This is a genomic window from Pedobacter suwonensis (assembly GCF_900111825.1).
In the GTDB taxonomy this organism is placed as follows: Bacteria; Bacteroidota; Bacteroidia; order Sphingobacteriales; family Sphingobacteriaceae; genus Pedobacter; species Pedobacter suwonensis.
Map to the genome: position 1 here is coordinate 243,463 of NZ_FOJM01000006.1, position 15,173 is coordinate 258,635.

At 38.6% G+C, this 15,173-nt stretch carries 12 protein-coding genes and 1 tRNA gene; all 13 read left to right on the forward strand.

The window, feature by feature from the left end; all coding sequences use genetic code 11:
• The first annotated feature begins 4 nt into the window (after positions 1 to 4).
• The 13 genes from BM107_RS09920 to BM107_RS09975 all read left to right on the forward strand — a co-directional run bounded on the left by BM107_RS09920 (position 5) and on the right by BM107_RS09975 (position 15,127).
• A tRNA-Trp gene (locus BM107_RS09920) sits at positions 5 to 75 on the forward strand.
• 105 nt (positions 76 to 180) lie between these two features.
• Positions 181 to 378 carry a preprotein translocase subunit SecE gene (gene secE / locus BM107_RS09925; protein WP_029279332.1) on the forward strand — a complete coding sequence of 66 codons (198 nt, stop codon included), beginning with the start codon at positions 181 to 183 and terminating at the stop codon, positions 376 to 378.
• A 9-nt stretch (positions 379 to 387) separates the two neighbouring features.
• Positions 388 to 927 carry a transcription termination/antitermination protein NusG gene (gene nusG, locus BM107_RS09930; RefSeq protein WP_029283241.1) on the forward strand — a complete coding sequence of 180 codons (540 nt, stop codon included), beginning with the start codon at positions 388 to 390 and terminating at the stop codon, positions 925 to 927.
• Positions 928 to 1,227: 300 nt separating this feature from the next.
• Positions 1,228 to 1,671 (forward strand): 50S ribosomal protein L11, encoded by a 444-nt coding sequence (gene rplK / locus BM107_RS09935; protein WP_010601094.1) that lies wholly within the window; start codon positions 1,228 to 1,230, stop codon positions 1,669 to 1,671.
• Between the two features lie 20 nt (positions 1,672 to 1,691).
• On the forward strand, positions 1,692 to 2,390 hold the full coding sequence (gene rplA / locus BM107_RS09940; protein ID WP_025143259.1) for a 50S ribosomal protein L1: 699 nt from the start codon (positions 1,692 to 1,694) through the stop codon (positions 2,388 to 2,390).
• Between the two features lie 2 nt (positions 2,391 to 2,392).
• Positions 2,393 to 2,914 carry a 50S ribosomal protein L10 gene (rplJ, locus tag BM107_RS09945; RefSeq protein WP_090502367.1) on the forward strand — a complete coding sequence of 174 codons (522 nt, stop codon included), beginning with the start codon at positions 2,393 to 2,395 and terminating at the stop codon, positions 2,912 to 2,914.
• A gap of 65 nt (positions 2,915 to 2,979) precedes the next feature.
• Positions 2,980 to 3,357: a 50S ribosomal protein L7/L12 gene (gene rplL, locus BM107_RS09950; protein WP_010601097.1), complete on the forward strand. Its 378-nt coding sequence runs from the start codon at positions 2,980 to 2,982 to the stop codon at positions 3,355 to 3,357.
• Positions 3,358 to 3,514: 157 nt separating this feature from the next.
• A complete protein-coding gene (gene rpoB, locus BM107_RS09955; protein WP_090982781.1) occupies positions 3,515 to 7,318 on the forward strand; it encodes a DNA-directed RNA polymerase subunit beta in 3,804 nt (1,267 codons plus the stop codon).
• 90 nt (positions 7,319 to 7,408) lie between these two features.
• Entirely contained in the window at positions 7,409 to 11,695 is a 4,287-nt protein-coding gene (rpoC, locus tag BM107_RS09960; protein ID WP_090982783.1) for a DNA-directed RNA polymerase subunit beta', read from the forward strand.
• Between the two features lie 258 nt (positions 11,696 to 11,953).
• Entirely contained in the window at positions 11,954 to 12,124 is a 171-nt protein-coding gene (locus BM107_RS24640) for a hypothetical protein (RefSeq protein WP_159435218.1), read from the forward strand.
• 84 nt (positions 12,125 to 12,208) lie between these two features.
• The gene (locus tag BM107_RS09965; protein ID WP_029279713.1) at positions 12,209 to 12,520 is read left to right on the forward strand and encodes a DUF3467 domain-containing protein; all 312 of its coding nucleotides are present in this window, start codon (positions 12,209 to 12,211) and stop codon (positions 12,518 to 12,520) included.
• 76 nt (positions 12,521 to 12,596) lie between these two features.
• Positions 12,597 to 13,820: an OmpP1/FadL family transporter gene (locus tag BM107_RS09970; protein WP_090982785.1), complete on the forward strand. Its 1,224-nt coding sequence runs from the start codon at positions 12,597 to 12,599 to the stop codon at positions 13,818 to 13,820.
• 11 nt (positions 13,821 to 13,831) lie between these two features.
• On the forward strand, positions 13,832 to 15,127 hold the full coding sequence (locus tag BM107_RS09975; protein WP_090982885.1) for an SGNH/GDSL hydrolase family protein: 1,296 nt from the start codon (positions 13,832 to 13,834) through the stop codon (positions 15,125 to 15,127).
• The last annotated feature ends 46 nt before the right edge of the window (positions 15,128 to 15,173 follow it).

Sequence of the window (15,173 nt, forward strand, 5' to 3'; positions counted from 1 at the left end):
ATACACGGGAATAGTTCAACGGTAGAATAGAGGTCTCCAAAACCTTTGATCAGGGTTCGAATCCTTGTTCCCGTGCTTAATATTGATTGAGTACAAGAATGAGTGAATGATTGAATTTGAAGCTTCGTTTCAAGTAATATCATCCACTCATTTACTCATTCATTCATTCAATAATTTGATATGGCTAAAGTAGTTGAGTTTATAAAAGAATCGTACGATGAAATGACCCAAAAGGTTACCTGGCCTACCTGGGGCGAACTGCAAAGTTCTGCAATTCTCGTATTAGTGGCTTCTTTAATTATTGCATTGGTTATTTTTGCAATGGATAAAGGATCGACATTTGTGTTAGATACTTTTTATAAATCACTTTCTAATTAATATTTACTAATGAGCGATCTAAAGTGGTACGTTGTAAGGGCGGTTAGCGGTAAGGAAAAGAAAGTAAAACAGTACATTGATGCTGAGATCAGCCGTTTAGGTTTCTCTCATTTGGTTCCACAGGTTTTAATACCGATGGAAAAATATTACCAGATGAAAGATGGTAAAAAAATTGCCAAAGAACGTAACTTTTATCCGGGTTATGTTTTAATCGAAGCGACATTGGATGGAGAATTAGAACATATCATTAAAGGTATAAACAGTGTAATTGGTTTCTTAGGCGATAAAGCCGGTAATCCAATCCCAATGCGCCAGGCAGAAGTTAACCGTATTTTAGGTGTGGTTGATGAGATGAGCGAGCAGGGCGAAACGATGAATGTTCCTTACTACGTTGGCGAAGGCATCAAAGTAATGGACGGACCTTTCAATGGTTTCTCCGGTGTTATTGAAGAGGTAAACGAAGAGAAGAAAAAACTAAAAGTAATGGTTAAAATCTTCGGTCGTAAAACACCGCTGGAACTTAACTACATGCAGGTAGAAAAAGAATAATAAAAATATTAAACATTAAAAGCTCCGGATTACCGGGGCTTTTTTTATGATCATGAATTTGCTGAGGTTATGTTGTAATAAGTAATAAATTTTAGTATTTGCCCGTTAAATATATAATAATCGAATTCAGATCCTGGTTCTGTATAAAAACTACAATAAATTAATTTATTAATACTATTGTTTTACTGTAAGTTAATCCATATCTTTGCAGTCCTTTAAGTTTTATAGGAGCTCTAAGGAATTAAATGTTACATGCTTCCAATATTTAACATTGAGTTTTAAATAAACAAAAAACACAAAATGGCAAAAGAAGTCAGTGCAATGATCAAATTACAGATCAAAGGCGGAGCGGCAAATCCATCGCCACCAGTAGGACCTGCATTAGGTGCTAAAGGGGTGAACATTATGGAGTTTTGCAAACAGTACAACGCTCGTACCCAAGATAAAGCAGGTAAAGTATTGCCAGTTGTAATTACTGTTTATGCTGATAAGTCATTCGATTTCATCATCAAAACCCCTCCGGTAGCTATTCAGTTAAAAGATGCTACTAAATTACAGAGTGGTTCTGCTGAGCCTAACCGTAAAAAAGTTGGGTCGGTGACCTGGGACCAGATTAAAGTTATTGCTGAGGATAAAATGCCTGATTTAAATGCATTTACAATCGAATCAGCAATGAGTATGGTTGCTGGAACAGCACGCAGTATGGGAATCACCGTTTCTGGTGACGCACCCTGGAACAATTAATTAAAAAACAGTTTACAACAGTGGCGAAATTAACTAAAAATCAAAAAAAGGCACATGCTAAAATAGAAGCTGGTAAAGCTTATACTTTGAAGGATGCTGCTGCTTTGGTAAAAGAAATCACTACTACTAAATTCGATGCTTCAGTTGATATTGATGTATCTTTAGGTGTAGATCCGCGTAAAGCCAATCAAATGGTACGTGGTATTGCTACTTTACCACACGGAACAGGTAAAACTGTACGTGTTTTAGCTTTGGTAACTCCTGATAAGGAAGAAGAAGCAAAAGCAGCTGGCGCAGACTTCGTAGGTTTAGACGAGTATGTAGCTAAAATTGAAGGTGGTTGGACCGATGTAGACATTATTATCACTACACCAGCTTGTATGGCTAAGGTAGGTAAATTGGGCCGTGTTTTAGGTCCAAGGAACTTAATGCCTAACCCAAAATCAGGAACAGTAACTAACGAAGTTGGTAAAGCTGTAACAGAGGTTAAAGCAGGTAAAATTGATTTTAAAGTAGACAAAACGGGTATCATACACGCCTCGATAGGAAAAGTATCATTCCCAGCAGACAAAATTTATGAGAACGCACTTGAGATTATTCAAGTAATTTCTAAATTAAAACCATCTGCTGCAAAAGGAACTTATTTTAAGAGCATTCACGTGTCTTCAACAATGAGTCCTGGGATTGCAATTGAAACAAAATCAGTAGCGGGGATCTAATCATGAACAGAGAAGAAAAAAACGAAGTAGTTTTAGAACTACAAGGACAAATGCAGGAATTTGGCAATTTTTATATTGCTGATACTTCCAGCCTTTCTGTTGAGCAGATCAATAACATCCGTCGCAAATGTTTTGAAGGCGATATCGTGATGAAGGTTGCTAAAAATTCTTTAATCCGTAAAGCGATTGAAGGGTTAGATGGCGATGCTTCTGAGATATACGAAGCGCTTAAAGGTTCATCATCATTATTATTCTCAAAAACAGCTAATGCTCCGGCTAAGTTGATTAAAGCTTTGAGAAAAACATCTGATAAACCAGTGCTTAAGGCGGCGTTCATAGATTCATCAGTATATGTTGGCGATGACCAATTGAATAACTTAGTAAGCTTGAAATCAAGAGAAGAGCTTATCGGAGATATCGTTGGATTATTACAATCACCAGCTAAAAATGTTCTATCTGCGCTTCAATCAGGCGGTAGCAAAATTGCAGGAATTGTTAAAACTCTTCAGGAAAGAGAAGGTTAACGGACACCTTAAGTTCGCAAATTAAACACAATTATTTTTACGTAAATTTTTAAAATCTTAATAAAATGGCAGATTTAAAAGCGTTTGCTGAGCAATTGGTAAACTTAACAGTTAAAGAAGTTAATGAATTAGCTCAAATCTTAAAAGATGAGTATGGTATTGAGCCTGCAGCTGCTGCTGTAGTTGCTGGTCCTGCTGCTGGTGGTGATGCACCTGCTGCTGCTGCAGAAAAAACATCTTTTGATGTAATCTTAAAAGAAGCTGGTGGTCAGAAATTAGCAGTTGTAAAACTTGTTAAAGACTTAACTGGTTTAGGTTTGAAAGAAGCTAAAGACTTAGTAGACGGTGCACCAAAAGAATTAAAAGCTGGTGTTGCTAAAGACGAAGCAGAAGCTCTTAAAAAACAATTAGAAGAAGCTGGAGCAGTAGTTGAGATTAAGTAATCACTTAACTTAGCTAAGCTAAAAATGTATTAGACACCGACTGAAAATGTCGGTGTCTTTACCTGTTTATAAACACCTCATTTTGTTTGGTTAATGAGCCTGTTTGAAATTCGAACCAAACAAATAGTTTATTCTTAAACTAAAATCTTTTAGTCCATTGGCAAAGACAGTCGAACAAAGAGTAAATTTTGCAACAAGTAAGCACATTATAGACTATCCGGATTTTCTGGATGTGCAATTGCAATCATTCAGAGAATTTTTCCAGATAGATACCACATCAGACGATCGCTCTAGCGAAGGTTTGTTCAAAGTGTTTGCTGAAAACTTTCCAATAACAGATTCAAGAAATATCTTCGTATTAGAGTTTCTTGATTATTTTGTTGATCCGCCACGTTATGATATACACGAGTGTATTGAGCGTGGATTAACCTACAATGTTCCATTAAAAGCAAAGCTTAAGCTTTCTTGTAATGATGTAGAACATGAAGATTTTGAAACCATTATCCAGGATGTCTACTTAGGTACAATCCCGTATATGACACCAAAAGGTACATTTGTAATCAACGGTGCAGAACGTGTTATCGTTTCGCAATTACACCGTTCTCCGGGCGTGTTCTTCGGCCAAAGCCGTCACACTAACGGCACCAAATTGTACTCTGCACGTGTAATCCCTTTCAAAGGTTCATGGATCGAGTTCGCTACAGACGTTAATAACGTGATGTATGCTTATATCGATCGTAAGAAAAAATTCCCGGTTACCACTTTATTACGTGCTATCGGTTACGATTCTGATAAAGATATCTTGGAACTTTTTGATCTTGCTGACGAAGTAAAGGTTAGTAAATCAGGTTTAAAGAAATACATCGGTCGTAAACTGGCGGCAAGGGTATTGAAAAAATGGGTAGAAGATTTTGTTGATGAAGATACTGGTGAGGTAGTTTCTATCGACCGTAATGAAGTGATTCTCGAAAGAGAAACCGTTTTAGAAGACGAACACATTGATATGGTTATCGAAGCTGGCGTAAAAAGCATCATCTTATCAAAAGAAGATGGCGCAAGTCAGGCTGATTATACCATTATATATAATACCTTACAAAAGGATACCTCAAACTCAGAAAAAGAAGCTGTAGAAAACATCTATCGTGCTTTGCGTAACGCAGAACCACCTGATGAGGAAACAGCCCGTGGTATCATTGATCGTTTATTCTTTTCAGATAAACGTTACGATTTAGGAGATGTTGGTCGTTACCGCATTAACCGTAAATTGAAAATGAATACCCCTGATGAGGTTAAAGTATTAACAAAAGCAGATATCATTGCGATTGTAAAATACCTGATCAAGTTGATCAACTCTAAAGAAGAGGTGGATGATATCGATCACTTATCTAACCGTCGTGTACGTACGGTAGGTGAGCAGTTGTACGCACAATTTGGTGTGGGTTTAGCCCGTATGGCCAGAACCATCCGTGAGCGTATGAACATTCGCGATAACGAGGTGTTTACACCAACTGATTTGATTAACGCACGTACGTTATCATCAGTAATCAACTCTTTCTTTGGTACCAATCAGTTGTCTCAGTTCATGGATCAAACCAATCCATTGGCAGAGATTACGCACAAACGCCGTTTATCGGCTTTAGGTCCGGGTGGTTTATCACGTGAGCGTGCCGGTTTCGAGGTACGTGACGTTCACTATACCCACTATGGCCGTTTATGTACGATTGAAACACCAGAGGGACCGAATATTGGTTTGATTTCATCACTTTGTGTGCATGCAAAAATCAATAATCTAGGTTTCATTGAAACACCATACAAACGTGTTGAAGATGGTAAAGTAGTTGTAGATTCAGACGTTATTTATTTATCTGCAGAAGATGAAGATGGTAAAACCATTGCACAGGCCAATGCAGAGTATGATGATAATGGTAACTTTACTACACCACGTGTTAAAGCGCGTTACGAGGGTGACTTCCCGATTATTGAGCCTGAGAAATTAGACTTAATGGACGTTGCACCTAACCAGATTACTTCAATTGCTGCTTCGTTAATTCCGTTCCTGGAACATGATGATGCGAACAGGGCTTTGATGGGATCAAACATGCAACGTCAGGCCGTACCATTGTTACGTCCTGAAGCACCGATTGTAGGTACAGGTTTGGAAGGTCGCGTCGCACGTGACTCAAGAACTTTGATCAATGCAGAAGGTGATGGTGTTGTAGAGTACGTTGATGCCAACGAAATTACCATTAAATATGAGCGTAACGAAGATGATCGTTTAGTTTCATTTGAAGGTGATAGCAAAACTTACCGTTTAATTAAATTCAAAAAAACCAACCAAAATACTTGTATCAACTTAAAACCAATCGTTAAGAAGGGTCAGAAAGTAACTAAAGGACAAGTGCTTTGTGAAGGTTATGCTACTGAAAATGGCGAATTGGCCTTAGGAAGAAACTTAAAAGTGGCGTTCATGCCGTGGCAGGGTTTCAACTTTGAGGATGCGATTGTAATCAACGAGCGTATTGTTCGTGACGACGTTTTCACTTCATTGCATATTGAAGAGTTTGAATTGGAAGTACGTGATACTAAACGTGGAGAAGAGGAATTGACACCTGATATCCCGAACGTTTCTGAAGAGGCTACTAAAGACCTTGATGAAAATGGTATTATCCGTATTGGTGCTGATGTAAAAGAAGGTGATATTTTAATTGGTAAAATTACACCTAAAGGAGAGTCTGATCCTTCACCGGAAGAGAAATTGCTACGCGCAATTTTTGGTGATAAAGCAGGTGATGTTAAAGATGCATCTTTAAAAACTCCTCCTTCTATTCAGGGTGTGGTAATTGATACCAAATTATTCAGCCGTGCTAAGAAAACTACAAAAGCTGAAGAAAAATCAGCGATTGAGAAATTAGACAAGGCATATAATAATATCACTGAGAAGCTAAAGGCAGAATTAGTTGACAAATTATTCGCTATCGTAAATGGGAAAACATCACAAGGTGTATACAACATTTACAAGGAATTGTTAGTTGCTAAAGGTGCTAAGTTTACGCAGAAAATTTTAGCCGAGCTTAATTATGAGCACATTAGTCCTAACAAGTGGACTACTGATGATGATAAAAATGAGCTGATTAAAATGTTGCTTCACAACTACGGTATCCGTGTTAACGAAGAGCTGGGTGCTTACAAACGTGATAAATTCGCGATCAGTGTAGGTGATGAGCTTCCTTCAGGAATCGTACAGATGGCAAAAGTTTATGTGGCTAAAAAACGTAAATTAAAAGTAGGTGATAAAATGGCAGGTCGCCACGGTAACAAAGGTATTGTTGCACGTATTGTACGTGATGAAGATATGCCTTTCTTAGCTGATGGTAGCCCGGTTGATATCGTGTTGAACCCGCTGGGTGTACCTTCACGTATGAACCTTGGCCAGATCTATGAAACCGTATTGGCATGGGCCGGTAAAGAATTGGGTGTTAAATTTGCCACTCCGATTTTTGATGGTGCTACGCACGATGAGGTGGAAGAGTGGATTGCTAAAGCGGGTGTTCCTGCTTCAGGAAAAACCTACTTGTACAATGGTTTAACAGGTGAGCGTTTCGATCAGACTACAACTGTAGGTATTATCTACATGTTGAAATTAGGTCACATGGTTGATGATAAGATGCACGCCCGTTCAATCGGACCATACTCATTAATTACACAACAGCCATTGGGTGGTAAAGCCCAGTTCGGTGGTCAGCGTTTTGGTGAGATGGAGGTTTGGGCATTAGAGGCATTCGGTGCAGCTAACATTCTTCAGGAGATCTTAACCGTTAAGTCGGATGATGTAATCGGAAGAGCCAAAACTTACGAAGCCATTGTTAAAGGTGAAAACCTACCAACGCCGGGTGTACCAGAATCGTTTAACGTATTGGTACATGAGTTACGCGGATTAGGTTTAGATATTACATTAGATTAATTAAGGTAGAGGGTTAAAAGGTAGAAGGTTGAGGGTTCAAACGCCCTCTGCCTTCCGCCTTCCGCCTTTCGCCTTTAACCTTACATAAGTATGTCTTACAAAAAGGATAATAAATTAAAAAGCAATTTCACATCCATCACAATTAGCTTATCGTCTCCGGAAATTATTTTGGAACGTTCAAGCGGTGAGGTGTTGAAACCAGAAACCATTAACTACCGTACTTACAAACCTGAGCGTGATGGTTTGTTCTGTGAGCGTATTTTTGGTCCGGTAAAAGATTACGAATGTCATTGCGGTAAATACAAACGGATCCGTTACAAAGGGATAGTTTGTGATCGTTGTGGTGTTGAAGTAACTGAAAAGAAAGTACGTCGTGAGCGTATGGGACACATCGCTTTGGTGGTTCCTGTTGCACACATCTGGTATTTCCGTTCTTTACCAAATAAAATCGGTTATTTATTAGGTTTACCTACTAAAAAATTAGATTTAATTATCTATTACGAGCGTTACGTAGTTATCCAATCAGGCTTAATGGCTGAAGAAGGTATCAACTATATGGACTTCTTAACTGAAGAAGAATATTTAGATATCTTAGATAAATTACCTAAAGAAAACCAATATTTAGATGATAAAGATCCTAATAAATTCATCGCCAAAATGGGTGCTGAAGCATTAGAAGATTTATTAAAACGTATTGATTTAGATACTTTATCTTATGACTTACGTCACCAGGCTGCTAACGAAACTTCTCAACAACGTAAAAATGAGGCTTTAAAACGTCTTCAGGTTGTTGAAGCTTTCCGTGGTGCCAATACACGTATCGAGAATCGCCCTGAATGGATGATTGTTAAAATCGTTCCGGTTATTCCACCAGAATTACGTCCTTTGGTTCCATTAGAAGGTGGCCGTTTCGCTACTTCAGATTTAAATGATTTATACCGTCGTGTAATTATCCGTAACAACCGTTTAAAACGTTTGATCGAGATTAAAGCACCAGAGGTAATTTTACGTAACGAGAAACGGATGTTACAGGAAGCTGTAGATTCGTTATTTGATAACTCACGTAAAGTTAACGCGGTAAAAACTGAAGGTAACCGTGCTTTGAAATCACTTTCTGATATTTTGAAAGGTAAACAAGGTCGTTTCCGTCAGAACTTATTAGGTAAACGTGTGGATTATTCAGCTCGTTCGGTAATTGTTGTAGGGCCTAGCCTTAAATTACACGAGTGCGGTATTCCTAAAGATATGGCTGCTGAGCTTTACAAACCGTTCATTATTCGTAAGATGATTGAGCGTGGTGTGGTAAAAACAGTTAAATCTGCTAAGAAAATCGTTGATAGAAAAGATCCATTGGTTTGGGATATCTTGGAAAATGTATTAAAAGGTCACCCGGTATTATTAAACCGTGCACCTACGCTACACAGATTAGGTATTCAGGCTTTCCAGCCAAAATTAATCGAAGGAAAAGCGATCCAGTTACACCCATTAGTTTGTACCGCATTCAACGCCGATTTTGACGGTGACCAGATGGCTGTGCACTTACCATTAGGTAACGCAGCAATTTTGGAAGCCCAGGTGTTAATGTTGGCTGCTCACAACATTTTAAACCCTGCAAACGGTACGCCGATTACAGTACCATCACAGGATATGGTTTTAGGTCTTTATTATATTACTAAAGGCCGTAGAACAGATGAAACCAGAGTGGTTAAAGGACAGGATTCTGCTTTCTATTCTCCAGAAGAGGTTATTATTGCTTATAACGAGAAAGAATTAGACTTGCATGCATTTATCAAAGTAAGGGTAAATGTTAAACAAGCCGATGGTTCTATCGTTAATAAATTAACTGAAACTACTGTAGGTAGGGTATTGTTCAACCAGATGGTTCCTGAAGAGGTTGGTTATATCAATGAATTATTAACCAAAAAGTCTTTAAGAGATATTATTGGTGAAGTAGTGAAAATGACTGGTATGGCCCGTGCTTCACAATTCCTGGATGATATCAAGGAATTAGGTTTCAAAATGGCATTCCAGGGAGGTTTATCGTTCAACTTACAAGACGTAAACATTCCGGTTGAAAAACATACTTTATTAGAACAGGCAGCAGCTGAAGTTGAAGAGGTAAGAAACAACTATAACATGGGTTTCATTACCAACAACGAGCGTTACAACCAGATTATCGATATCTGGACCCGTATCAACAACAGGTTAACTACTTTCGTTATGACTCAGTTATCTTCAGATAACCAAGGTTTTAACTCGGTTTACATGATGCTTGATTCAGGTGCACGTGGATCTAAAGAGCAGATTCGTCAGCTTTGCGGAATGCGTGGTTTGATGGCGAAACCTCAAAAATCAGGTTCAGGTGGCGATATCATCGAAAACCCGATCTTATCAAACTTTAAAGAAGGTTTATCGGTATTAGAGTACTTTATCTCTACTCACGGTGCACGTAAAGGTTTGGCGGATACGGCGTTAAAAACGGCGGATGCGGGTTACTTAACCCGTCGTTTACATGATGTGGCACAGGATATGATTGTTAACGATGATGATTGCGGTACTTTAAGAGGTATGTACACAACCGCATTAAAAGATAACGAAGATATTGTTGAGCCATTATATGAGCGTATTTTAGGCCGTACATCATTACATGATGTGTACAATCCTTTAAATGGCGAGTTATTGGTAGCTGCTGGTCAGGATATTGATGAGGATGTAGCTAAAGCGATTGAAGAGTCGCCGCTTGAAGGGATCGAAATCCGTTCGGTGTTAACCTGCGAGTCTAAACGTGGTGTTTGTGCATTATGTTATGGACGTAACTTAGCATCTGGTAAACGCGTTCAAAGAGGTGAGGCAGTTGGTGTAATTGCAGCACAATCAATCGGTGAGCCGGGTACACAGTTAACACTTCGTACTTTCCACGTGGGTGGTACTGCATCAAACATTGCTGCAGAATCAAATATCGTAGCTAAGTTTGATGGTGTAATCGAATTCGAAAACATCCGTACTGTGGATACACAAACAGAAGATGGTACCGTACAGGTAGTATTGGGTCGTTCAGGTGAGTTTAGAATTGTTGAGCCAGGAAGCGGTCGCGTGATCGTAACCAACAACATCCCTTACGGAGCTTTCTTATTTGTTAAAGAAGGTGATAAAGTAACCAAAGGCGACAAAATTTGTTCATGGGATCCGTACAACGCGGTTATCCTTTCTGAATTTGCCGGTAAAGCACAATTCGATGCCATTATTGATGGTGTAACTTACCGTGAAGAATCTGATGAACAAACTGGTCACAGAGAAAAAGTAATTATTGATACCCGTGATAAAACGAAAAACCCTTCTATTCAAATCGTTGACAAGAAAGGTGAGTTTATCAAAGGTTATAACATTCCGGTAGGTGCGCACGTTTCAGTTGATGAAGGTGAAGCGATCCAAACTGGTCAGATTATTGCTAAAATCCCACGTGCAACTGGTAAAACCCGCGATATTACGGGTGGTTTACCTCGTGTAACAGAATTATTTGAAGCCCGTAACCCATCAAACCCAGCTGTAGTAACTGAAATTGATGGTGTGGTAACTTTAGGTGGTGTTAAACGTGGTAACCGCGAGATTACAATTGAATCTAAAGATGGTGAGGTTAAAAAATACCTTGTTCCATTGTCTAAACACATCCTTGTACAGGATAACGACTTTGTGAAAGCAGGTATGCCATTATCAGATGGTTCAATTTCTCCTGCTGATATCCTTGCTATTAAAGGGCCTGCTGCCGTTCAGGAATACTTAGTAAATGGTATCCAGGAGGTTTACCGTTTACAAGGTGTGAAAATTAACGATAAACACTTCGAGGTGATTGTTCACCAGATGATGCAGAAAGTTCACATCGAAGATCCTGGCGATACTATTTTCTTGGAAAACAATGCAGTAGACCGTTGGGACTTCTCAGAAGAAAACGATGCCATGTACGACAAGAAAGTTGTTGAAGATGCAGGTGATTCAACCGAATTCAAACCAGGTCAGATTGTATCGTTACGTAAATTAAGAGACGAAAATTCTCAATTGAAACGTAAAGATTTGAGACAGATCACAGTTAGAGATGCAAGACCAGCAACTGCAAGTTCTATCTTACAAGGTATTACCCGTGCATCATTAGGTACTAAATCGTTCATTTCTGCGGCTTCGTTCCAGGAAACTACGAAAGTATTAAATGAGGCAGCTATTGCAGGTAAACGCGATAATATGTTAGGCTTGAAAGAGAATGTGATCGTTGGTCACCTAATCCCTTCAGGTACTGGTGTACGTGGTTACGAAAGAATCATCGTTGGTTCACAAGAAGAATACGATAAATTATTAGCTTCGAAACAAGAAGAAGTAGAAGCTTAATATTTTTTGATATTTTGTTTTAAAACTCCCTCCATATTGAGGGAGTTTTTTGTTTGGAATAGATTTTGTAACTTTAGTTGTATTAGTGATAATTTATGATGTCAGGTTTTTAGCACCAATACCTAATTCGATCGTCATGCTGAACTTGTTTCAGCATCTTTTCACCAAGTAGACCCTGAAATAAATTCAGGGTGACGATTTAGGAAGAACAAAAATAATTGAACTCAGTCAGTAAATAAGAATAAACACAATAGAGTTATGCCTGAATTGGATAATAAGAAAGAGATTTTAGCAACAAAAGAAGACATTGGCCATACTAAGGAAGCACTGGCTAATGCCAAAGCTGAAATTATTAAGTGGATGTTTATTTTTTGGATCGGTCAGATTGCAGCTACGGTAGGTATAATATTAACTTACCTGAAAAAATAAAGGTTAAAAGTTTCGATGATTTTCTTTAATATTATATTCTAAATTCCGCCATTAAGCAGCGGAATTTTTTATTTTTGAACCATTATGGAAGAACAACAAAACGAGAATCAATTAAACATAGAGTTATCAGAAGAGATTGCTGAAGGGATTTTTTCTAACCTGGCCATTATTACCCACTCTAATACCGAATTTGTATTGGATTTTATCCGCGTAATGCCCGGTATTCCTAAAGCTAAGGTAAAATCAAGAATTATCTTGACTCCAGAACATGCAAAACGTTTGCTATCAGCATTGGAAGATAATATACAAAAATTCGAAGCCGTAAACGGACGTATTAAGACTCAGGAAGAACCGCCTTTTCCGATGGGTTTTGGTGGACCGACTGCCCAAGCATGAAACCCTTAAAATTCTTACACATAAATATTTGCTTACTATGTTAGCATAGTATATATTTGTATATAACCATTTATAAATGAAAAAAATTTTATTGAGCGTATTACTTTCTGCTCCACTATGGGTTTTGGGGCAGGGTTTCCAGGTTAATTTACAAGGTCAGAAGCAAATAGGTATGGCGGGTGCAGGTTCTGCATTGGCTTTGGATGAAGCTTCTGTATTTTACAATCCGGGTGCGGTATCTTTCTTAGAGAAAAACTCAGTTTCAGCAGGAGTAAACCCATTATTATTTAAATCAGCGTTTCAACAAACAGGCTCAAACGTTACGGAGAATGTTAAAAATAAAATTGCGCCTCCATTCGAATTTTATGCGGTTTGGGGTCCAAAATCAAATAAATGGAAACTGGGTTTGGGCGTTTATACGCCATTCGGAGGTTTGGTTGACTGGGGAAATGACTGGTCTGGCAGATATGCACTAACCTCATTAAATTTAAAAGCTATTTATTTCCAACCTACTTTAAGTATCAAGATTACGGACCGTATTGGTATTGGTGCAGGTTTTGTGTATAATCATGGTGATGTGAATCTTCAAAGAGCGCTTCCGGTAAATTTTCCTGATGGGCGCTCCGGACATGCTACTTTAGAGGGAACCGGAAAAGGTTATGGTTGGAATGCAGGTTTATATATTAAGACCCTAAGCAATATTTCATTTGCGCTTGTTCACAAATCAAAAGTAGTTACGAAATTAGATAATGGTACTGCTGAATTTGATGTGCCAGGTTCATTAAGGTCTTCGTTCCCGGCAGGAAACACTTTCAATGCTGAATTACCTTTGCCGTCAACCACAAGCCTGGGTATAGGCATTCCATTATCACAAAGTACTACATTAGCATTTGATGCCAGTTGGGTGCAATGGCATATTTATCAGGATTTATCATTTGATTATGCGACCAATACTCCAGCACTTGCGGATACGAAATCGGCTCGTAATTATCGGGATGGTTCTTCTTTCAAACTGGGTATTAATCACCAGGCGTCAGAAAAATTAGCTTTACGAGCTGGTGTTGGTTATGCGCTTTCACCTGTACAGGATGGCTATGTAACACCTGAGGCACCAGATGCTGATCGTTATATTTTAAGCGCTGGTTTCGGTTATACGCCTACCCGCCATTTCGAAGTTAATGCATCGTTCTTTTTTGAAGATGTTAAATCACGAAAGCAAAAGAATATAGAAACAGGCCTGGATGGTACTTTTAAAACATTGGTTTATGCGCCAGGTATTTCATTAACTTATAAATGGTAGGAGAATTTAAGATGAAAAAATATATATTAAATAGTTTCATTGCTGCTGCCATTCTTTTCACAGCAGCCTGCAAACCTGAGATTGAAACACCTGCGGGCACAACGGCAGGACAAGCGAATTTCAGCAAATACATTGCTGTTGGTAATTCATTAACTTCAGGTTATGCTGATGGTGGATTATACTTAGAAGGCCAGAAAGTAGCATACCCGAATTTAATTGCAGCGAAGATGTCTTCAGTAGGGGGAGGAGCTTTTACTTCTCCATTTTTCAATGAAGATCGTTTAAATGGCTCGGGTTATATCTCTTTGACAGCTTTGGTAAATGGAACCCCAACTTTAACTCCTGTAACAGATAAATTAGCAATAAGGGATGCTGCAAAGCATTTGGATAAGTACAGTGGTGAAATCCAAAATTTAGGTATTCCCGGCATGCGTGTCGATTTATCTTTCGATCCAACACTTACTTTTAGCGCTGCCAATCCTTTTTTTGAGCGTTTATTAACGGATGCCCAAGTTGGTAAAACCAATTATTTTCAATATATCCAGGGAAGAAACCATACCTTTTTCTCTATCTGGTTGGGAAATAACGATGTATTGGGTTATGCTTTAAATGGTGCGGTAACTGTTGCTGGTGATCCGACTACCGTGTTAACAGATAAAGTAACCTTCTCCTCATTATATGCTAATTTATTAAATGCCTTAACCGCTGGTGGTCAGAAAGGAATAGTAGCCACTATTCCTGATGTAACAGCTATTCCTTACTTCAATACTGTTAAGCCTTCTCTGCTGCTCGCTGCAGCAAAGGCTTCTAATCCCGCTGCTCAGGCCGTATTTATTCAAACGGGTACTGGCGCGGTAAGGGTAGCAACGGATGAAGATTTAATTCGTTTACCGTTTCAATCGGCTGGTTTATTTGGTCAGGGTACTATTCCTTATGGTTTGCACCCGTTAAATCCTATCGCAAACAACTGGGTATTGGATAAAGATGAGGTAATTAAGGTAAAAGATTATGTAAACAGCTATAACAGCAGCATAAAATCTATCGCAACAAGCAAAGGTTTAGCTATAGCAGATACCTATGCTTATTTTAATCAGGTAAAAGTTGGTGTATTAGTACAAGGTATTGGTATCAATGCTGCTTTTATTTCAGGTGGTGCTTTCTCTTTAGATGGAATTCATTTAACCCCTCGTGGTAATGCAGTAATTGCGAATGTATTTATCGATGCCATTAATGCAAAATATGGCTCTACTATTCCAACGGTTGATGTTACACAATATAGAGGAGTAAAATTTCCTGACACAAAGTAAGGTTTATGGATTTAAAAAAAGGGGAGCATAGTTTTGTATGCTCCCC